Genomic DNA, 17,472 nt, shown 5'->3' with positions numbered 1-17,472 from the left:
ATTTCGCTGGGCCTTCATGGCTCGCAAGCGTTCCGCAACCCGTTCGCCCTGGCGCCGCCGCCTGGGCCTTACCCTCAAGATCCTGATCGGGCTGGCCGTGATCGGCCTGGGCGCGCTGGTGATCGCGGTCTATGTCGCGCGGTCGCAGCTGCCGAGCTTCGAGGAGCTGAAGTCCTCGCCCAACGGCCAGATGATCCGCGTCCACGCTGCCGACGGATCGGTGATCGTGTCACTGGGGCCGAGCTACGGCGAGTGGCTGACCTATAACAGCATTCCGACCGTGATGCGCGACGCCACCGTCGCGGTGGAGGACAGCCGCTTCCGCTCGCATCCCGGCGTCGATCCGCTCGGCATCGTCCGCTCGCTCTGGGTCAATTACCAGCGCGGCCGGCGGGTGCAGGGCGGGTCGACCATCACCCAGCAGCTGGCGCGCAACGTCTTCCTGTCGAGCCAGAAGAAGTTCGGGCGCAAGTTCCGCGAGGCGATCCTGGCGCTGGCGCTGGAGCGGAAATTCTCCAAGGACCAGATCCTCGAGCTGTACCTGAACAAGGTCTATTATGGCGGCGGCGCGTACGGGATCGACGCGGCGAGCCGCAAGTTCTTCGGCCACGGCGCCGACCGGCTGAGCCTGGCCGAGGCGGCGGTGATCGCCGGGCTGGTCAAGGCGCCGTCCAACTATTCCCCCACCGCCGACGCCGACGCCGCCAAGGGCCGCGCCGGGGTGGTGCTTCGCCAGATGGTGCGCAACGGCTATGTCACGCAGTCCCAGGCCGAGCAGGCCGACCCCGAGGGGCTGAAGCTGGCGCCGGAGCCGCCGCAGAACAGCGCGCGCTACTTCACCGACTGGGCCCTGCCCCAGCTCGACACGCTGATCGACGAGACTCAGGCGCCGCTGGAGGTCTGGACGACGATCGACCCGAAGATGCAGCGCCAGGCCGATGCCGCGATCCGCGCGAACGTGCCCGCCGGCGCGCAAGGGGCGCTCGTCAGCCTCGACCGCGACGGTGCGGTACGGGCGATGGTCGGCGGCACCGATTACGTCTCGTCGATCTACAACCGCGCGACCCAGGCGCAGCGTCAGCCGGGCTCGGCGTTCAAGCTGTTCGTCTATCTCGCCGCGCTGGAAGCCGGGCACAAGCCCGAGGACGTCGTCGTCGACGAGCCGGTCACGATCGACGGCTGGAGCCCGCGCAACGACTCGCGGCACAATTCGGGCAACGTGACGCTGCGCACCGCCTTCGCCTATTCGCTCAACACCGTGGCGGCCAAGCTGGGGCAGGAGGTCGGCTTCGCGACCATCGCCGACATGGCGCGCCGGTTCGGCATCACCACCCAGATCAACACGCATCCGGCGATGGTGCTGGGCACCAGCGACGTGCGGCTGATCGACATGACCCGCGCCTTTGCCAGCGTCGCGGCAAAGGGGGTCGCGGTCGTCCCCTATGGCATCACCCGTGTGACCGCGAACGGCGAGACGATCTACACGCATGAGGTCGATCGCAGCCGCGTGCTGGTCGCGCCCTATGTCGCGGCGGCGATGACCGACCTGCTGCAGACGACGGTCAATACCGGCACCGGCCGCGAGGCGCAGATCGGCCGGCCGGTGGCGGGCAAGACTGGCACCACGACCTCACTGAAGGACGGCTGGTTCCTGGGCTTTTCCAGCGGGTTGACCACCGGCGTGTGGATGGGCCGCGACGATGCCAAGCCGGTGCGCGGGCTGCATGGCGGCACCGCACCCGCCCGCGCCTTCGCCGCGTTCATGCGCCCCGCCACCGCCGACCGGCCGATCGAGCAGTTCGACACGCAGGTCACCTTGCCCGAGTGGCAGCTGGAGCCCGACGAGGAGAGCTATTACGGCGCGCCCGACAACGCGACCTTCGTCGACGAGAACGGCAATCCCCTGCCCCAGCAGCCCGCCGATCCGGCACCGCCGACCGGCGCCGACATCGGTGACGAGGGTCCTGCGCCCGAGCGAACCGCGCCGGCACGCACGCCGCAGCAGCAGCTCGACGACCTGATCGACAGCGTATCGGGGCGCGACCAGCCCCAGCGCGATCCCGGTCCGGTCCCGCGGCGCGACACTCCGGCAACGGCGCCCGCCGCGCCGGCGGCGCGTCAGCTTCAGGACGCGCGCCCGACCCAGTGAAGGGCGGCGCCATGCTCGCGCAGCCAGAGGCGCGCGGGTGTGGGGTCTTCGCCTAGCAGCGTGGCGACGAGCGCGTGGAACTGCGCGCCGTGGTTCATGTGGACGCGATGCGCGACCTCGTGCGCGACGGTGGCGCGGCGGACCCATCCGGGGGCGAGCAGCAGCCGCCAGCTATAGCGGATGATCCCTGACGACGCACAGCTGCCCCAGCGGCGGCGCGGATCGCCGATGCCGACCTGGGCGACGGTGACGCCCGCCTTGACGGCGAACTCCGCGGTTTCGGCAGTGAGCAGGGCGAGCGCCTCGGCACGCAGCCACGCCTCGACCCGCCGCGCGATCGTTTCTTCCGGCCCGGCGATCAGCAGGCGATCGCCGTCACGGACCAGCGCGCGACGACGCCCCTCCTCGCGGACGAGGGTGACGGCGGCATCGGCGACGCTGAAGGTCGCGCCCGGCACGAACGGCCGTGCCAGCGGCAGGGCAGCGCGCTGCTCGGCCAGCCACCCCGCTTTCCCCTCCGCCCAGGCGAGCGCGGTCGACAGGGCGGCACGACGCGGCAGGACCAGACGCGCACGGCCGCTGGCGGGATCGATCGACAGAGTGCAGCGGCGCGCGCGCGGGTGGCGGACGATCTCGACCTCCGCGCCCCCTACCTGCGCGAGACTCACAACTCGCGCTCGACCAGATGGTCCTCCATGTCGCCCACATCATCCTCGCTGACTGTCCAGCCGCGCACCGACTGGCCGGCGCGGTGGACCGCCTCGCGGTCGCCGCTGACCAGATAGTGCCACTCGGGCAGCGGCTGGCCATTGGCGCGCAGGCGATAGGCGCAGGTCGACGGCAGCCAGTCGATGTCGCGGACGTTGCCGGCGGTCAGGCGCACGCATTCCGGCACATAGGCGCGGCGATGGCGATAGTCGGAGCATTGGCCGCTGCGGCGGTCGAGCAGGCGGCAGGCGACGTTCGTCGGGTGGACCTCTCCGGTCTCCTCGTCCTCCAGCTTGTGGATGCAGCACTTGCCGCAGCCGTCGCACAGCGCTTCCCACTGGCCGCGATCGAGCCGCTCGATCGGCACGTCTTCCCAGAAGCGTCCGGCCTTCTCTCCGGCTCTCATTTCACCCACTGCTCGACGGTGGCGGCGACCGCCTTCGGCCCCTGGTCCTGCGGGACCAGCGCGACCGGGCGATTGTCTGGACCCATCAGGTAAGCTTGGCGGCTGTGATCGACCATGTAGCCGCCGCCGGGCGTCGCCGCGCCTTTCGCCGCATAGACGCCATAGGCCTTCTTGACGGCATCGATCGCCGCCGGGCTACCGGTCAGCCCGACCGGATGGGGGGAGAAGGCGGCGGTGAACTGCTTCAGCACCGCCGGCGTGTCGCGCTCGGGATCGACGGTGACGAAGATCGGCACGACCTTAGCGGCGGTGGCGGGCGCGTCGGCGGCCACCTGCTTCAGTCCCGCGGCGATCGCGGCCATGTCGGTCGGGCAGACATCGGGGCAGAAGGTATAGCCGAAATACATCAGCCGGTACTTGCCCGCGAAGCTGCGGTCGGTGACGGTGCGGCCGTCCTGGTCGGTCAGGCTGAACGGGCCGCCGATCCTGGCGCCGGCGAGCGGCGGGGGGCCTGTGTCGGCAGCAGGCTTCTGACAGGCGGCGAGCGCGAGCGGCAGCAGGATCCAGCGCAGGTTCATGGCGCAGCCACCCTTGATCTGTTAGCGCCACCCGCGCAAGCAGCAGCGACCGAGCCCGAGGACGTTTCGATGAAGTGCAAGCCCCTAATTCTGGCCATGCTCGCGCTGGCCGCGCCCGTAACCGCGCAGCAGCAGTCGGAAAGCTACAAGTTCCTGCAGGCGGTGAAGGACGCCAAGGGCAACGAGGTGATCGACATGCTCGACCGCCCCGGCAGCAACCTGGTCAATGCGCGCGAGACCAGCTCGGGCGAGGGTGCGCTGCATATCGTGGTGAAGCGCGGCGACGACAAATATGTCCGCTACCTGCTGCAGAAGGGCGCCGACCCGAACCTGCGTGACCGGCAGGGCAACACGCCGCTGCTGCTGGCGACGCAGCTGGGCCAGCGCGACCTGCTGCCGATCCTGATCGCGGGCAAGGCGAACCCGAACCTGGGCAACCAGTCGGGCGTCACGCCGCTGATCGCCGCGGTGCAGAGCCGCAGCATCGACATGGTCCGCGTGCTGACCGCGGCGGGCGCCGATCCGGACCAGAAGGACGTGATCGCCGGCCTGTCGGCGCGCGACTATGCCGAGCAGGACGGCCGGTCGGGTACGATCGCCAAGCTGTTCGCCGAGACGCCGAAACGTGCCAAGCCGGCGGTGGCGGGGCCGCGGCTGTAAGCGTGCAACATTGCCCGGAGCGGGACGTTGGCGGCTGGGAACGAAGGAGAAACCGCCATGTCCCACTCGCCACCGGTGCCGCCGGGCAACCAGTCCCCGTTCCCGCGCGAAGAACCGCCGCACCCGCCGGCACCCGCCAAGGCAAAGCCTCCGCGCGATGAGCAGCGCGCACCCGAAGGCAACCGGCTGATCGTGCCGCTGGTCGCAGCGGTCGGGATCGGGGCGCTTGCGACGCTGGCCGGGGCGTTCTTCCTGCGATCGAAGAAGGCGGACAAGCCGCGGCGCAAGCGGCGCTCGGCAAAGCCCTCGCGGCGCGCCACCGACTGACCGACCTTCCCTTCCCCTCCTTATGGAGGGGACGCGGATCAGGCGGCTGACCGTCCCTCGTCGACATCCGGCTCGCCGTCAGCGTCGACACCCTTCTCCAGCCGCGCTTCGTCGGCGGCGAACTGGGCGGCGTCATCGGCCGTGATGCCGAAGCGCGCGGCGACGTCCGGGGCATAGCGGAGGAGGTCGGGGCGCAGGCGCAGCAGGCTGATGTCCTTCGACTTTCCTTCCATCATGACATCGAACACCAGCCCCTCGGCCATCCGCATGAAGGTGGCGAATTCGAACGGGTTGGTGAAGTCGGCATGGCCCGTCCAGATCGGCGGACGCAGCACCGTCTTCACCCGTGCGGTCGGTTTCATCGGCGCCTTGAGCAGTTCGGCCTTTCCCGGCCGCTTGCCCGCCTGGGCGGCGGCGCGCTGCTTCGGCGTGATCTTCTGCTTGATCTCGCGCAGCTCGGTGCGGGGCGAGGAAAAGTGGATCTTGGGCCGGACCCCTGCCCGCCAGGTCGCCAGGAATCGCTCCAGCGTGTCGCGCATGTCGAGCCGCTCGGGGTTGAGGCACCAGAAATGCTGGTAGTCGAAGACCAGCCGCACCCCTGTCCGTTCGTGAATCCACAGCGCGTCGGCGGCGCTGAAGCGGATATCGTCATTCTCCAGCACCAGTCGGCGGCGGACATGCTCCGGGCACTGCTCCCACCCCGCGATCCAGCGCGCGCGGCTGGCGTCGTGGTCGCCGTACACGCCGCCGACATGGGTGATGACCACCGCCTCGTCGTCCAGCTCCATCCGGTCGAGCATCTCGGACTGGCTGGCAAGGTCCCAGATGCTCTTGGCGGTCAGCTGAGGATCGGGGGCGTTGAGGAGGACGTATTGCGAGGGGTGGAAGGACAGCCGGATGTCGAGCGCCCGCGCCTTCGCCCCGAACGCACGCAGCTCCGCGTCGCTCTCCGCGACCATGGCGTGGAACTGCGGCATGTCCGGATGGGTGGCATAAGGCGCGATGTCGGAGGACAGGCGGTACATATCGAGCCGCTCTGCGCGCAGATAGTCCAGGACCGCGTCGAGCAGCTCGAGCGAGCATTTCAGGTGCGGGTTCTTCTGCCAGCGGCGCGTGTCCTGGCTCTTCAGCTCGGGACGGCCCATGACCTTGACCGGGAAACCCAGGCGGAGCGGACGGGCGGGATCGGTCATCAACGGGGCAGCTCCGGTCTGGGTAACCCCTTTGCAACGCAGCACTTGCCGCTCGGCTCCGCATCACGCGGCTTGCCATCGCGGCGCGAGAGACCATATTGTGCAGCGCAGCATTTGACTGTCGTCGGGCTGTGGCGGACCATCCGCTAAGGGAGTGTTCGCATGCGCCGACTGTCCGATACGCTGCAGCGCCTGGCCAAGGCCCGCACCGCCATGCCGATCATGCCGCCCGTGTCGGGTGCGGACCGGCTGCACGACCTGACCGGTTTCGGGTCGAACCCCGGCGCCTTGCGTGCGCGCATCCATGTGCCGAATACGCTGGCCGCGAAGCCGGCGCTGGTCGTGGTACTGCACGGCTGTACGCAGAGCGCTGCCGGGTATGACGCAGGGTCGGGTTGGTCGCGACTGGCCGACCAACACGGCTTCGTCGTGCTGTTCGCCGAGCAGGTGCGCGCGAACAATCCCAATCTCTGCTTCAACTGGTTTCAGCCCGAGGATATTCATCGGGACGGCGGCGAGGCGGAATCGATCCGGCAGATGACCGAGGCGGCGATCCGCGCACACGGCATCGACCGCGCCCGCGTCTTCGTCACCGGCCTGTCGGCGGGGGGCGCGATGACGGCGGTCATGCTGGCGACCTGTCCGGAGCTGTTCGCGGGCGGCGCGATCATCGCCGGGCTTCCCTATGGCAGCGCGACGTCGGTCGTGCAGGCGCTCGACCGGATGCGCGGCGCGGGCGTGGTCGATCCACGGACGCTGGCCGGCACGGTGCGCGCCGCGTCGAGGTATGCGGGACCGTGGCCGACCGTCTCGGTCTGGCATGGCAGCGGCGACACCACCGTCGACCCGAGCAACGCGGCGGCGACGCTGGCACAGTGGCAGGCGCTGCATGGCCTCGACGCGCGGGCGGCGGAGGTCGACACGGTAGACGGCGCGCAGCACCGCCTGTGGCGCGACGCCGCCGGACGCGCGGTGATCGAGGAATATCGGATCGCCGGCATGGGCCACGGCACCCCGCTCGACCCGCAGGGCAGCGACGGCGCGGAGGTGGCGGGTGCGCATATGCTGGATGCGGGAATTTCCTCGACCCGACATATCGCGGCGTTCTGGGGATTGACGGAGGCGGTGGCGCCCCGAACGCGGCGGCCGGCAAAAGATGCGGAGCCTGCGCGCACCGTGACGGCGCCATCGGGGCCGGCGCAGGTCATCGAGGATGCGCTGCGCGCTGCTGGGTTGATGCGGTAGATTCTTGGCGGAGTTTGATTTTCGCGCGAAGCCGCGAAGACGCAAAGACGTCTCGTGCGCGCGGCAGCGCACCTTACTCTGACAAACTCGAACCGGAGAGCTGCCGCGGAGGCAGACGCAACGCCTTCGCGTCTTCGCGTCTTCGCGCGAAAACATTGCCAACCCTGTCGAAACCGGGCCGCCCCCTTACCGGGGGTGATCGCTTCCGGAATGCACCGAAACTGCACCATATCTCTTTGCCGTCTCCCTCTCCGGCGCATCCCCGGTGGATGCGCGGTGACTAGATCCAGCCCTTCCTGACGAAGGGATGGGCGATGCGGTTCGGGTTTTGGGTGAAGGCGGCGGCGCTGGCGGGGCTGGTCGCGCTGGGGGACTGGCTGTTCGGGGACGACCCGGCGGGGACGATGCTGGGGCTGTTCGCGCTCGGCTGGCTGGCGGCGGTAGTGGTCGCCAGGCCCGATGTGCGGCGGAGCCGGCTGGCGCTGGGCGCAGTGGCGGCGGCACTGGTCTATGCCGCGATGCTGGTCGACGATCCGGGGCCGCTCGCGTGGCTGATGTTCTGGGCGGCGCTGGCGATGGCGGCGCTCCTGCCGCGCGTCACGCGGTTCGACGATGCCTGGCGCTGGGCATGGCGGCTGGGGCTGCACGCCGCGAGCAGCGCGGTGGTGCCGCTGCGCGACCTGCGCGCGCTCGCCCGGCCGCGCCGCGCGGGGCGGATGCCGGCGGGCGCGCTGGCAGGCGTGCTGGCGCTGCCGCTGGTCGGCGGGCTGGTGTTCGTGGCGCTGTTCGCGGGCGCCAACCCGCTGATCGGCGCGGCACTGGCCGATATTCGGTTGCCGAGCCCCGGCCGGCTGCTGTTCTGGACGGTGCTTGCCGCACTCGCCTGGCCCAGCATGCGCCCGCACGCCGCGGTGTTGCGCTGGGCGGCACGGCTGCCCGATCCGGAACCGCGACTGCCGGGCACGTCGCTACCCTCGGTGCTGATAGCGCTCGCGCTGTTCAACGCGCTGTTCGCGGTGCAGAACCTGCTCGACATCGCCTTTCTGTGGAGCGGCGCAGCGCTGCCCGCGGGCATGTCGCAGACCGAGTATGTCCATCGCGGCGCCTATCCGCTGATCGTCACCGCGCTGCTGGCCGGCGCGATGGCGCTGGCGATGCTGCGGCCGGGCAGCGAGAGCGCGCGCCACCCGCTCGCGCGGCGGCTGGTGACATTATGGGTGGCGCAGAACGTCGTGCTGGTCGCCTCCAGCGCGCTCAGGACGATCGACTATATCGCCACGTCGATGCTGACCGCATGGCGGATCGCGGCGCTGGCATGGATGGCGCTGGTCGCGCTGGGATTGGTGCTGATCGGCTGGCGTATCCTGCGGGACAAGAGCGCGCGCTGGCTCGTCAACACGAACGCAGCGGCGGCGCTGGCCGTGCTGACGGCGGCGGGGGCGGTCGATCTGGGCGCAGTGGCGGCGTGGTGGAACGTGCGCGCGGCCGATGTGCGGGGCATCGACCTGGAATATCTCCACGAGACCGGCGACGGCGCACTGCTGCCCCTGGTGACGCTGGAGGCGCGGGTGCGCGACCCCGAACTTCGCGCGCGGGTGCATGGGATACGGATGGACATTCAGTGCAGCCTGGCCGGGCGGCAGGCCCAGTGGCGCGCGTGGACGCCACGCGGCGCCCGGCGGCTGGCAGCGGCACCGCCCGTCGCGTGCGGTCGCGCTTGACCCAGGGAGGCGGAGCGATGATCCCCTGTCCCATGCCGCGCACCATCCTCGTCGCCGACGACGATCCCCATATCCGTCAGCTGCTAGTCTTCGCGCTGGGCAAGGCCGGGCTCGACACGATCGAGGCGGAGGATGGCGAGGCGGTGCTGGCAAGCGTCGCGCGCGCGACGCCCGACCTGATCGTGCTCGACATCAACATGCCCCGGATGGACGGGATCGAGGCATGCCGACGGCTGCGCGCGACCAGCGACGTGCCGATCCTGTTCCTGTCGAGCCGCGACGACGAGATCGATCGCGTGCTGGGGATCGAGTTGGGCGCGGACGATTATGTCACCAAGCCCTTCTCCCCGCGCGAGGTGGCGGCGCGGGTGATGGCGATCCTGCGCCGCACCGCCGCGCGCCCGCCCGCCGCTGCCGAGCTGGCGCACCCGCTGGTTCATGGGCGACTGACGCTCGACGCCGACGGCTGGCAAGCGAGCTGGGCGGGAACGCCGGTGGCGCTGACCGCGACCGAGTTCGGCATCCTGCGCACGCTGGCGGCGATGCCGTCCAAGGTGTTCAGTCGCGAGGCGATCATCGACCGGCTGCACGGTCCCGGTTTCGCGATCACCGACCGAACGATCGACAGCCATGTCCGCAACCTGCGCGCCAAGTTTGCGGCCGTCGGCGCCGATGACGTAATCGAGACGCGCGCCGGCATCGGATACCGGCTGGGGCTCTGCGGCGGCGGATGATCGCGCGGTTCAAACAGGCGGTGCGCGACCGCTGGCCGCGCTTGCGGCTGCGCACCATCCTGCTCACCACCTTCGTCTTCGTCGCGGCGCTGCCCGGCGTCGGCGCGCTCTTCCTACGGGTGTACGAGAACACGCTGGTCCGCCAGACCGAGGCGGAGCTGGTCGCGCAAGGGGCGGCGCTGGCGGCGGCGGGTGCGCTCGACTGGCGCGCGGACACTGTCGCACCGCCCGGCTATGTCGCCGAGCCGCCGACGATCGACCTGCGCCTGTCGCCGATCCTGCCCGAGCGGCCCCTGCCCCGCCCCGCCGCCGGGCCGATCGACGCCGGGGCCATCGCCTGGGCCGGGGCGCTGCGGCCGGTCCTGCGGCTGACCGCGCGGACGACGCTTGCCTCGATCCTGCTGCTCGACGCGCGCGGGCGCATCCTGGTCGGTCCGGGCGCGGGGGGCAGCGACGCCGATCTGCCGGAGGTGCGGGCGGCGCTCGCCGGGCGGCCCGCCACCGTCCTGCGCCGCAACGACGATTATCGGCCGCTCTACGCGTTCGAGTGGCTGAGCCGCGCGTCGAACCTGCGTATCCACCATGCGCGGCCGATCGTGGCCGACGGGCGGGTGGTCGGCGTGCTGCTGCTGTCGCGCTCGCCCAGGGCGCTGTTCGTCGGCATCTATGAGGATCGCGGCAAGATCCTGCTCGGCATCGCGCTGATCTTCGCGACGTTGGTCGTGCTGAGTGGGCTGTTGTCCCGCGGGATCGTCCGCCCGGTCGAGGCGTTGGGCGAGGCGACGCGCGCGGTGGCGGCCGGGGGCGGCACCGTGCCCCCGGTGCCGCCGACCGCGGCGGTCGAGATCCAGGCACTCTACCGCGACTTCGCGGTGATGGCGGCGGCGATCGAGCGGCGATCCCGCTACCTGCGCGATTTCGCCCATGCGGTCAGCCACGAGTTCAAGACCCCGCTGGCCGGGATCGGCGGCGCGGTCGAGCTGTTGCAGGACCATCCTGACATGGCCGCCGGGGATCGCCGCCGCTTTCTGGCCAACATGGCCGCCGATGCCGAGCGGCTGGCGCAGCTCGTCACGCGGCTGCTCGACCTGGCGCGCGCCGACATGGCAGAGCCGGTCGAGGGGCTCGCGACGCCGCTGATGCCAGTACTCCACCGGCTCGCCGACGCGCATCGCGGGGCGGATTTCGCGGTAACCGTCGATGCGGCGGGGGCGCTGGCCGTGGCGGTGCCGGCCGAGACGGTGGCGGCGGTCGTGACCGGGTTGATCGAGAACAGCCGCCAGGCCGGCGCGACCGCCGTCTCCCTTTCGGCGCACGCGGAGGGCGACGCGGTGCTGCTGGCGGTCGGCGACGATGGTCCCGGCATCCCGTCGGGTGACTGCGAACGTGTCTTCACGCCGTTCTTTACCAGCCGGCGGACCAGCGGCGGCACCGGGCTGGGCCTGCCGATCGCGCGCTCGCTGCTCCACGCCCATGGCGGCGCCATCGAACTGGCCGAGCAGGGCGGCGGGGCGCTGTTCCTGATCCGGCTGCCCGGGTAGGGCGGCGCGATGACACGGACAGCCGCATCGATCCTCGCCGCGCTGCTGCTATGGGGCTGCGCGGGCGGCCCGCCGGTCCGCGACCTGCCGGTCAGGATCGGGCGGCCATATCGGGTCGGCACTACCACCTATGTTCCCGCCGCCAATCCAACCTTCGACATGCTAGGCTACGCCAGCTGGTACGGGAACGAGTCGGGTAACCGCACCGCCAATGGCGAGCGGTTCCGTGCCCGCTGGCTTACCGCCGCCCATCCCACCCTGCCGCTGCCGACATACGTCGAGGTCACCGCGCTCGACAGCGGACGGCGGATCGTGGTGCGCATCAACGACCGCGGACCCTTCGCCGGGGCGGCGCGGATCATCGACCTGTCGAAGGGCGCGGCCGAGGCGCTGGGCTTTCGCCGGCAGGGGTCGGCGGCGGTGCGGGTGCGGCGGATCGAGCCGGACGACGCGGACCGCGCCCGGCTGCGCCGTGGCCGGGCCGCCCACACGCTGCCGCCGGTATCGGAGCGGGTGCTCGCGAACCTGCGCGGGCAACTGGCAGCGGCCCATGTGAAGGATTGAGATCGGGGCTGCGACTCGGGATATCGAACTGGGCGGTTCGGACAGGACAGCCGATCGGGACCGCCGGGCTATATCTCGCCTGTTTCTTACTATGGAAGTCCGTCGTACCAGTCCGATACGACATTTTCGGACCTTTTATCCTTAACTAGGATCAGCGTTTCACTTTGCGACGTGCTGTGGCTGAATAACATCGGAACTTTCTTTGGATTCTCCTGTAATCCATTCCGACAGCCAAACGTTGAGTCGAAAGCCCGTGGCCGCACGACAGATACAAGGGCCAGGGACGCCATCGGGGCGATGAACAGGGAGGAGCTCATGCTCTGGGACGACGCAAAGGGGATGATCGCCGATTACGGTAGCCGCATCGGACTGATGGTCCGATCGTCACCGCTCGCGCCGGTCGCCAAGCCGCTCGCCGCGATCGGTGGCGTTTCCGCTGCGGCGCTCGCGACGATCATGCTGTTCAGCACCAGCACCGCGGTGGAAAGCGCGCTGGCGTCAGCAATGGCCGATCCTGCCGCCATCCTGGCAGCCCGTTCACCGGGTGCCCGCGCGCCGGGTGCGCTGACCCAGACCAAGCTCGCTTATGCCCACAAGGCTCCAGTCGAACGGGCGCTGGGGCAGGAGCGGACGCGGCCCACCGCTGCGACACCAGCGGGCACGCCGGTCGCGGCACTGCCATCCGCGCTGCCGGTGACGCAGCAGGCATTGGGTGCACCCGTGGCCGAGGCGACCGATCCGCTCGTCACCAGCCCAGGGTTGGTGCCAACGACGCTCGCCCCCGTGTCGGGCGTGACCGGAGTAGGCGGCGGCGGTGGCGGTAACACCGGTGGCGGTGGCGGCGGCACAACGACGCCCGTGGATCCGCCGGTCAGTGCGGTGCCGGAACCGTCGACCTGGCTGATGACCATCCTGGGTTTCTTCACCGCCGGTCTGGGCTTGCGTCGTCGGCGCGGGGCGCCGCTGCCCCGGACTGTCGAGGCGCGCTGAGCCCGTCATGCGGTACGCCTGGGGCATAGCGATGTTCGGCGGACTCGCGCTGGCCGCGACCGTCGCCTTTGGCGGCGCGCGCGACAGGGCGGCCCCGCCCCCGCCCCTGCCCCAGTCGGCGATCGAGGGCGACCGGGTTCGCTTCTTGGCCGGCCATCTGCCCACCCTTACCATGCCCGACGGCGCCACCCGACAGGTGCGCAGCGTGCTGAACACGCCCGATGCCATGCATTACGGCGATTATCGCTGGAACGATGACGGCGTGGCGGACGGACCGGTATGGGTCCGCGTCGACCTGGCACAGCAGACCGTTTCGGTGTTCCGCGGCGGCGACGAGATCGGCACCGCCGTGATCCTGTACGGCACCGATGGCAAGCCGACGCCGACCGGCACCTTCCCCATCCTGGAAAAGGCGGCCGAGCATCGCTCGACCCTCTATGACGCCGAAATGCCCTTCATGCTGCGGCTGACGGGCGACGGCGTGGCGATCCACGCCAGCGCGGTACGGCAGGGTGCTGCCACCCATGGCTGCATCGGCGTGCCGCCCGCGTTCGCCGAGCGGCTGTTCGCCGTGGTCAAACGTGGCGATCCGGTGGCGATCCTCCCCGCCAGGACCGATCCGGCCCAGAATCGCACCTGATCGTCGCCGGACTTGCCCCCGTTAACCTGTTGATTACCTGTTGAACCGCATCGTCCTTCGCATCTGGCGGAGGAGGGTATCCGGTGCGGGGAGGTCGATCGACATTATGGCTGGCGCGGGTCGCGATGCTCGCCCTGTCGCCGCTGGTCATCGGGGCGACCGGGCTGACCTCGAACCTTGAAGGCCGGCTGCTGGCGGGGCATAACCGCGAGCGGGCGGTCGTCGGCGTGCCGCCGCTGCACTGGGACGCGGGGCTGGCGAGCGACGCAAAGCGCTGGGCCGATCACCTGGCGGCGAGCGGTGCATTTCGCCATTCGCCCGACGATCCCGGCAATCCACAAGGCGAGAACCTGTGGGCGGGCACGCGCAACGCCTTCGCGGTCGAATCGATGGTCGGGGCCTGGGCGCGCGAGCGGCGCTTCTTCAAGGCCGGCACCTTTCCCGACAACAGCGTGACCGGGCGGGTCGCCGATGTGGACCATTACACTCAGATGATGTGGCGCCGGACCAACGCGGTCGGCTGTGCCGTCGCCGAGGGTGCGGACGAGGACATCCTGGTGTGCCGGTACAGCCAGGCCGGCAATTATACGGGCGAGCGCCCCTTCTAGACGGGGCTCATGACAGCCGCTGCCCTGCACCCGAGCGATCATGCGACAGCATCGCTCTCGCATCGCCTGGCGCGCGGGGGCGGGCATGGCCGTCCAGCGCCGCCGCAATGACCCGGTCGAGCAGTTCCTCACCCTCCGGCCAATAACCCAGGCCGCTGGCCGCGTTGATGTGGCCGACCTCGCCGATATCGACGAAGTGGCTGCCCCAACCGGCAGCGTAGCTGTGGGCGCGCTGGGCCGAGATCCACGGGTCGTTGCGGCTGGCAACCACCGTTGAGGGGAACGGCAGCAGCACCGCCGGGCTGGGTGAGAAGCCGCGCAGTTCCTCCTGCACCGCCGGACGGTCGACATCGGCGGGCGCCACCAGCAGCGCGCCGGCGACCGGCCAGCCATAGGGCTGCGGCGACAGATGCGCCCACCACGCGACCGCCAAGCAGCCCAAGCTGTGCGCGACCAGGATCACCGGTGCCTGCGCGTTGGCGATCGCGCGATCAAGCGTCGCGACCCAGCTGTTGCGATGGGGAGTGTTCCAGTCACCGAAATCGACGACGCTGGTGTCGGCACGCCGCTGCGCCCACAGACTCTGCCAGTGCGACGGTCCGGAACCGCCGAGACCCGGCACCATGAGAATCGTCGGGCCGGTCGCTTCACCTGTGTGGAACATGACACCCTCCTGCGCTCGGAACGGGTCGGCGCCCGTTCGTGACGTCTAACGCATCGTGATTAACTCCTACCAGGTTAGTAGACAATCACTGTGCGGCGGAATGCCCCGTCAGCCCGCCAGGATCACGGCCTCCGGATCGAGCGCGGCGGCGACACGCCGTGCGGCGCGGCGGGCAAAGGCGAGCGTACAGCGCCGCCGCGCCGGGGCTGGCAGCGCGACCGTATGGGCTTCCCGCACGATCTCCGCGTCGTAGCGGTCGGCGACGATGATACCGGTGCGCGCAGGCAGGAAGGCGGACGTATCGAGCGGTCGCAGGTCGAAACCGGCCGGCACCGCCCAGAAAAAGCGGTCGCAATGGCCGAGATAATCGGGCCACTTGCCGTCGCCCATCAGATCGGCGCGCGAGACCTTGATCTCGACCAACACAATATTGCCGCGCGCGTCGAGCGCCATCAGGTCTGCGCGCCGGCCACCGTCCAGCGACACTTCCGCCAGCGGCGCAAGATCGTGGCGGAGCAGAAGCCGCGAAACCCCGCGCGCCACATCTGCGGCGCACAGGCCAGGGTCATCACCGGTCAGGCAGGATGCGGGAGCTTGATCGAGCATCGCCGAATTGTAGAACATCCGACGAACAAGGCAAGATCAGCGATAGAAGACGTGGTTCCCGATCGCGGCGATGCGGCGGATGTTGGAGGCGGGGCGGCGGTCGTTGGTGTTGAAGTAGAGCGCCTCTTCTGCCGGCGAGTCCCACACATCGGCCAGGGCGACGCGGGCGACGGCGACGGCGGTGTGCCACGGCGTGCCGTTCTCGTTGATCGAAGGGATGCGACCGCCGCGAACGAAGCCGAACTGGCCGCGCTGGGTGACGACGCCGCAGACGTCGGGAGGGAAGCGACCCGACTTGGCGCGGTTCAGGATGACCTGCGCGACGGCGAGCTGGCCCGACAGCGGCTCACCCTTCGCCTCGAAATAGATCGCACCGGCGAGGCAGCGGGTCGCCTGATCGGGAGAGTTGGCGTCGCCCTGCGCGGCAACGGCCTCTGCCAGGGTGCCGAAATCGTCGTCATCGTCGCCCTGCAGGGCGACGGCGGGAGCAATGACCTGATCGGCAGCGGCGGCGGGAGACGCGGTCTCGACCGTCAGCGGCTGTCCATCGACCAGAACGCCCTGATTGGCGGGAACAACATGAGGGGCCAGCGTGTTGAGCGTGGCGAGGGCAGGAGTGGCGATCAGCGACTGATCGATTCCGTTGGCCCAGCCGGGAGTCGTGGCAACCAGCCCGGCAAGAGAGAGAGTCATGGCCGCGACGGTCGCGACCCGGGAAAACAGAGTCATTCACTCAAAACAATATGCGGTTGGATCACGGACCCGATCGCGTGGTGGCGATCGTCCGGGCTTCCCCCCGACTGCGTAACCGACCGGATCGCACCCGGACGCGGCACAACGCGCTAAACGACGATCAGCGCCTCGCCGTTCGCCGCGCCTGCGTCAATTCGCCGCAATCGTTTCAGCGACGAGTCGTTGCGCACCCGGGACGTTCAGTTCGATCACCCACAGATCGGGATCGCGCTGGCGCCGACGATGCCAGTAACCGGTCAGGTCCTCTGCCGGAGTCGACTCGATCAGCGCGGGAGTACCGGCGGGACCGAGACCGCGCTCGAACAGCCGCTCGGCCCCGTCCTCGACGACGACGGCCAGGATCGCGCCGCCCTGCGGATCACCCCTGGCCAGCACCGCGCCGAAGCCGCCAACGTCATTGGCCCGGCGCAGCATCGCCGACACCAGCAGTCCGCTCGGCAGCCGGTCGGTCACGCCGGGACGTAACCGGGCAGACCGGCCAGCGGGATGCGCGAGCGCATGAAGGTGCCGGTGCCGCGTGCGACCTCCTCCCCCTCCCCATCGACCAGCCGCGCCTCGCCGACCAGCACGCGGCGGCGACCGCTGACCCAGCGTCCCTCCGCCACCACCGGCCCGGCGCCGAGCGGCTTGGTGAAGAGCAGGTTGAACGCGGTGGTCAGGAGGAAACGGTCGCTGACCAGGCTGTTGCACGCGTAGAAGGCCGCGTCGTCGAGCATCTTGAAATAGCTGGTGCCGTGCGCCGCGCCGGCGGCGTGGAAATGCCGCTCGTCGAGGGTGAAGCGGATCGTGGCGACCCCCTCGCGTTCGATCCTGAGCGAGGATTCGAAGAAGCGGTTGATCGGCGCGTGCGCGTAGAGCCCCTCCAGCGCGCGAAAATGCGCCTGCTCGCCTTCAGGCGGCATCACGACTCTCGGCCGTGGTGAACAGCGCGAACAGCGCGTCCCGCGATCCGGCGCCCCGCAGCTTGGCAAGGAAGCCGTGATCGCGCAATCGGCGCGACACACGCGCCAGCGCCTTCAGATGGACCGACCCGGCCTGCTCGGGCGACAGGAGCGCGAAGACGAGGTCGACCGGCAGGTCGTCGACCGCCTGGTAGGACAGGGGTTGGGCGAGCCGCGCGAAGATGCCGACCGGCACGTCGAGGCCGGGCAGCTTGGCGTGCGGAATCGCAACGCCACCGCCGAACCCGGTCGATCCCAGCTTCTCGCGCGCGGCCAACCGCTCGGCGACCAGCGCGGGATCGATCCCCTCGACACTCAGCGCGGCGGTGGTGGCAAGCTGTTGGAACAGAGCCTTCTTCGAAGCGACCGCCAGGCCCGTCAAAACGGCGTCGGGGCGCAGCAGATCGCTGAAATCGGTCATTCGATACTCTAACTGGCAAGCCC

At 70.0% G+C, this 17,472-nt stretch carries 21 protein-coding genes; 11 read left to right on the top strand and 10 right to left on the bottom strand.

The window, feature by feature from the left end; genetic code table 11:
• Positions 1 to 16 precede the first annotated feature (16 nt).
• Positions 17 to 2,149 carry a transglycosylase domain-containing protein gene (locus Q5H91_RS11525; protein ID WP_305173552.1) on the top strand — a complete coding sequence of 711 codons (2,133 nt, stop codon included), beginning with the start codon at positions 17 to 19 and terminating at the stop codon, positions 2,147 to 2,149.
• On the opposite strand, the gene Q5H91_RS11520 is transcribed toward Q5H91_RS11525, so the two are convergent.
• The 3 genes from Q5H91_RS11520 to Q5H91_RS11510 are packed head-to-tail and all read right to left on the bottom strand — an operon-like array spanning position 2,125 to position 3,841.
• Positions 2,125 to 2,817, bottom strand: a complete 693-nt coding sequence (locus tag Q5H91_RS11520) for a M48 family metallopeptidase (RefSeq protein ID WP_305173551.1) — start codon at positions 2,815 to 2,817, stop codon at positions 2,125 to 2,127. The two genes, Q5H91_RS11525 and Q5H91_RS11520, sit on opposite strands and share 25 nt — an antisense overlap.
• On the bottom strand, positions 2,814 to 3,263 hold the full coding sequence (locus tag Q5H91_RS11515) for a YcgN family cysteine cluster protein (RefSeq protein ID WP_305173550.1): 450 nt from the start codon (positions 3,261 to 3,263) through the stop codon (positions 2,814 to 2,816). Before Q5H91_RS11515 ends, Q5H91_RS11520 begins: the two co-directional genes overlap by 4 nt.
• On the bottom strand, positions 3,260 to 3,841 hold the full coding sequence (locus Q5H91_RS11510; RefSeq protein WP_305173549.1) for an SCO family protein: 582 nt from the start codon (positions 3,839 to 3,841) through the stop codon (positions 3,260 to 3,262). Before Q5H91_RS11510 ends, Q5H91_RS11515 begins: the two co-directional genes overlap by 4 nt.
• 69 nt (positions 3,842 to 3,910) lie before the next feature.
• Between Q5H91_RS11510 and Q5H91_RS11505 the strand changes: the two genes are divergently transcribed.
• Complete coding sequence (locus tag Q5H91_RS11505) at positions 3,911 to 4,501, top strand: ankyrin repeat domain-containing protein (protein WP_305173548.1); 591 nt, start codon at positions 3,911 to 3,913, stop codon at positions 4,499 to 4,501.
• A 57-nt stretch (positions 4,502 to 4,558) separates the two neighbouring features.
• Positions 4,559 to 4,828, top strand: a complete 270-nt coding sequence (locus tag Q5H91_RS11500) for a hypothetical protein (RefSeq protein ID WP_305173547.1) — start codon at positions 4,559 to 4,561, stop codon at positions 4,826 to 4,828.
• Between the two features lie 38 nt (positions 4,829 to 4,866).
• On the opposite strand, the gene uvsE is transcribed toward Q5H91_RS11500, so the two are convergent.
• Positions 4,867 to 6,021 (bottom strand): UV DNA damage repair endonuclease UvsE, encoded by a 1,155-nt coding sequence (gene uvsE / locus Q5H91_RS11495; RefSeq protein WP_305173546.1) that lies wholly within the window; start codon positions 6,019 to 6,021, stop codon positions 4,867 to 4,869.
• 162 nt (positions 6,022 to 6,183) lie between these two features.
• Between uvsE and Q5H91_RS11490 the strand changes: the two genes are divergently transcribed.
• The 8 genes from Q5H91_RS11490 (at position 6,184) to Q5H91_RS11455 (ending at position 14,064) form a co-directional block, all read left to right on the top strand.
• Positions 6,184 to 7,266, top strand: a complete 1,083-nt coding sequence (locus tag Q5H91_RS11490; protein ID WP_305173545.1) for an extracellular catalytic domain type 1 short-chain-length polyhydroxyalkanoate depolymerase — start codon at positions 6,184 to 6,186, stop codon at positions 7,264 to 7,266.
• 314 nt (positions 7,267 to 7,580) lie between these two features.
• Positions 7,581 to 8,987 carry a DUF4153 domain-containing protein gene (locus tag Q5H91_RS11485; protein ID WP_305173544.1) on the top strand — a complete coding sequence of 469 codons (1,407 nt, stop codon included), beginning with the start codon at positions 7,581 to 7,583 and terminating at the stop codon, positions 8,985 to 8,987.
• Positions 8,988 to 9,004: 17 nt separating this feature from the next.
• Positions 9,005 to 9,721, top strand: coding sequence for a response regulator transcription factor (locus Q5H91_RS11480; protein ID WP_305173543.1), 717 nt, complete (start codon positions 9,005 to 9,007; stop codon positions 9,719 to 9,721).
• Positions 9,718 to 11,262: a sensor histidine kinase gene (locus Q5H91_RS11475; protein WP_305173542.1), complete on the top strand. Its 1,545-nt coding sequence runs from the start codon at positions 9,718 to 9,720 to the stop codon at positions 11,260 to 11,262. Before Q5H91_RS11480 ends, Q5H91_RS11475 begins: the two co-directional genes overlap by 4 nt.
• 9 nt (positions 11,263 to 11,271) lie before the next feature.
• On the top strand, positions 11,272 to 11,826 hold the full coding sequence (locus tag Q5H91_RS11470; RefSeq protein ID WP_305173541.1) for a septal ring lytic transglycosylase RlpA family protein: 555 nt from the start codon (positions 11,272 to 11,274) through the stop codon (positions 11,824 to 11,826).
• Between the two features lie 315 nt (positions 11,827 to 12,141).
• Positions 12,142 to 12,816, top strand: a complete 675-nt coding sequence (locus Q5H91_RS11465) for a PEP-CTERM sorting domain-containing protein (RefSeq protein ID WP_305173540.1) — start codon at positions 12,142 to 12,144, stop codon at positions 12,814 to 12,816.
• A gap of 31 nt (positions 12,817 to 12,847) precedes the next feature.
• Positions 12,848 to 13,456, top strand: coding sequence for a L,D-transpeptidase family protein (locus Q5H91_RS11460; protein ID WP_305173539.1), 609 nt, complete (start codon positions 12,848 to 12,850; stop codon positions 13,454 to 13,456).
• 83 nt (positions 13,457 to 13,539) lie between these two features.
• Complete coding sequence (locus Q5H91_RS11455) at positions 13,540 to 14,064, top strand: CAP domain-containing protein (RefSeq protein WP_305173538.1); 525 nt, start codon at positions 13,540 to 13,542, stop codon at positions 14,062 to 14,064.
• Between the two features lie 7 nt (positions 14,065 to 14,071).
• Here the strand turns inward: Q5H91_RS11455 and Q5H91_RS11450 are convergent, their stop codons facing one another.
• The 6 genes from Q5H91_RS11450 to Q5H91_RS11425 all read right to left on the bottom strand — a co-directional run bounded on the left by Q5H91_RS11450 (position 14,072) and on the right by Q5H91_RS11425 (position 17,449).
• Complete coding sequence (locus Q5H91_RS11450; RefSeq protein WP_305173537.1) at positions 14,072 to 14,728, bottom strand: RBBP9/YdeN family alpha/beta hydrolase; 657 nt, start codon at positions 14,726 to 14,728, stop codon at positions 14,072 to 14,074.
• Positions 14,729 to 14,836: 108 nt separating this feature from the next.
• The gene (locus tag Q5H91_RS11445) at positions 14,837 to 15,334 is read right to left on the bottom strand and encodes an MmcB family DNA repair protein (RefSeq protein WP_305173579.1); all 498 of its coding nucleotides are present in this window, start codon (positions 15,332 to 15,334) and stop codon (positions 14,837 to 14,839) included.
• A 36-nt stretch (positions 15,335 to 15,370) separates the two neighbouring features.
• A complete protein-coding gene (locus tag Q5H91_RS11440; protein ID WP_305173536.1) occupies positions 15,371 to 16,063 on the bottom strand; it encodes a cell wall hydrolase in 693 nt (230 codons plus the stop codon).
• A 153-nt stretch (positions 16,064 to 16,216) separates the two neighbouring features.
• Positions 16,217 to 16,540, bottom strand: coding sequence for a DUF1491 family protein (locus tag Q5H91_RS11435; RefSeq protein WP_305173535.1), 324 nt, complete (start codon positions 16,538 to 16,540; stop codon positions 16,217 to 16,219).
• Positions 16,537 to 16,989, bottom strand: a complete 453-nt coding sequence (locus Q5H91_RS11430; protein WP_305173534.1) for a PaaI family thioesterase — start codon at positions 16,987 to 16,989, stop codon at positions 16,537 to 16,539. The genes Q5H91_RS11435 and Q5H91_RS11430 overlap by 4 nt, the downstream gene beginning before the upstream one ends.
• The gene (locus tag Q5H91_RS11425; RefSeq protein ID WP_305173533.1) at positions 16,979 to 17,449 is read right to left on the bottom strand and encodes a PTS sugar transporter subunit IIA; all 471 of its coding nucleotides are present in this window, start codon (positions 17,447 to 17,449) and stop codon (positions 16,979 to 16,981) included. The genes Q5H91_RS11430 and Q5H91_RS11425 overlap by 11 nt, the downstream gene beginning before the upstream one ends.
• Positions 17,450 to 17,472: the final 23 nt, after the last annotated feature.

The organism is Sphingomonas aurea, from assembly GCF_030678875.1.
In the GTDB taxonomy this organism is placed as follows: domain Bacteria; phylum Pseudomonadota; class Alphaproteobacteria; order Sphingomonadales; family Sphingomonadaceae; genus Sphingomonas; species Sphingomonas aurea.
Note: the sequence above shows the minus strand (reverse complement) of the source record. Positions and strands in the feature narration are given on the sequence as shown.

Coding starts and splice junctions, on each gene's coding strand:
- Q5H91_RS11445 (WP_305173579.1), bottom strand. CDS start 15,334: ATGCTCGATCAAGCTCCCGCATCCTGCCTGACCGGTGATGACCCTGGC.
- Q5H91_RS11490 (WP_305173545.1), top strand. CDS start 6,184: ATGCGCCGACTGTCCGATACGCTGCAGCGCCTGGCCAAGGCCCGCACC.
- uvsE (WP_305173546.1), bottom strand. CDS start 6,021: ATGACCGATCCCGCCCGTCCGCTCCGCCTGGGTTTCCCGGTCAAGGTC.
- Q5H91_RS11470 (WP_305173541.1), top strand. CDS start 11,272: ATGACACGGACAGCCGCATCGATCCTCGCCGCGCTGCTGCTATGGGGC.
- Q5H91_RS11465 (WP_305173540.1), top strand. CDS start 12,142: ATGCTCTGGGACGACGCAAAGGGGATGATCGCCGATTACGGTAGCCGC.
- Q5H91_RS11460 (WP_305173539.1), top strand. CDS start 12,848: ATGTTCGGCGGACTCGCGCTGGCCGCGACCGTCGCCTTTGGCGGCGCG.
- Q5H91_RS11430 (WP_305173534.1), bottom strand. CDS start 16,989: ATGCCGCCTGAAGGCGAGCAGGCGCATTTTCGCGCGCTGGAGGGGCTC.
- Q5H91_RS11450 (WP_305173537.1), bottom strand. CDS start 14,728: ATGTTCCACACAGGTGAAGCGACCGGCCCGACGATTCTCATGGTGCCG.
- Q5H91_RS11505 (WP_305173548.1), top strand. CDS start 3,911: ATGAAGTGCAAGCCCCTAATTCTGGCCATGCTCGCGCTGGCCGCGCCC.
- Q5H91_RS11500 (WP_305173547.1), top strand. CDS start 4,559: ATGTCCCACTCGCCACCGGTGCCGCCGGGCAACCAGTCCCCGTTCCCG.
- Q5H91_RS11485 (WP_305173544.1), top strand. CDS start 7,581: ATGCGGTTCGGGTTTTGGGTGAAGGCGGCGGCGCTGGCGGGGCTGGTC.
- Q5H91_RS11480 (WP_305173543.1), top strand. CDS start 9,005: ATGATCCCCTGTCCCATGCCGCGCACCATCCTCGTCGCCGACGACGAT.
- Q5H91_RS11475 (WP_305173542.1), top strand. CDS start 9,718: ATGATCGCGCGGTTCAAACAGGCGGTGCGCGACCGCTGGCCGCGCTTG.
- Q5H91_RS11510 (WP_305173549.1), bottom strand. CDS start 3,841: ATGAACCTGCGCTGGATCCTGCTGCCGCTCGCGCTCGCCGCCTGTCAG.
- Q5H91_RS11525 (WP_305173552.1), top strand. CDS start 17: ATGGCTCGCAAGCGTTCCGCAACCCGTTCGCCCTGGCGCCGCCGCCTG.
- Q5H91_RS11515 (WP_305173550.1), bottom strand. CDS start 3,263: ATGAGAGCCGGAGAGAAGGCCGGACGCTTCTGGGAAGACGTGCCGATC.
- Q5H91_RS11425 (WP_305173533.1), bottom strand. CDS start 17,449: ATGACCGATTTCAGCGATCTGCTGCGCCCCGACGCCGTTTTGACGGGC.
- Q5H91_RS11440 (WP_305173536.1), bottom strand. CDS start 16,063: ATGACTCTGTTTTCCCGGGTCGCGACCGTCGCGGCCATGACTCTCTCT.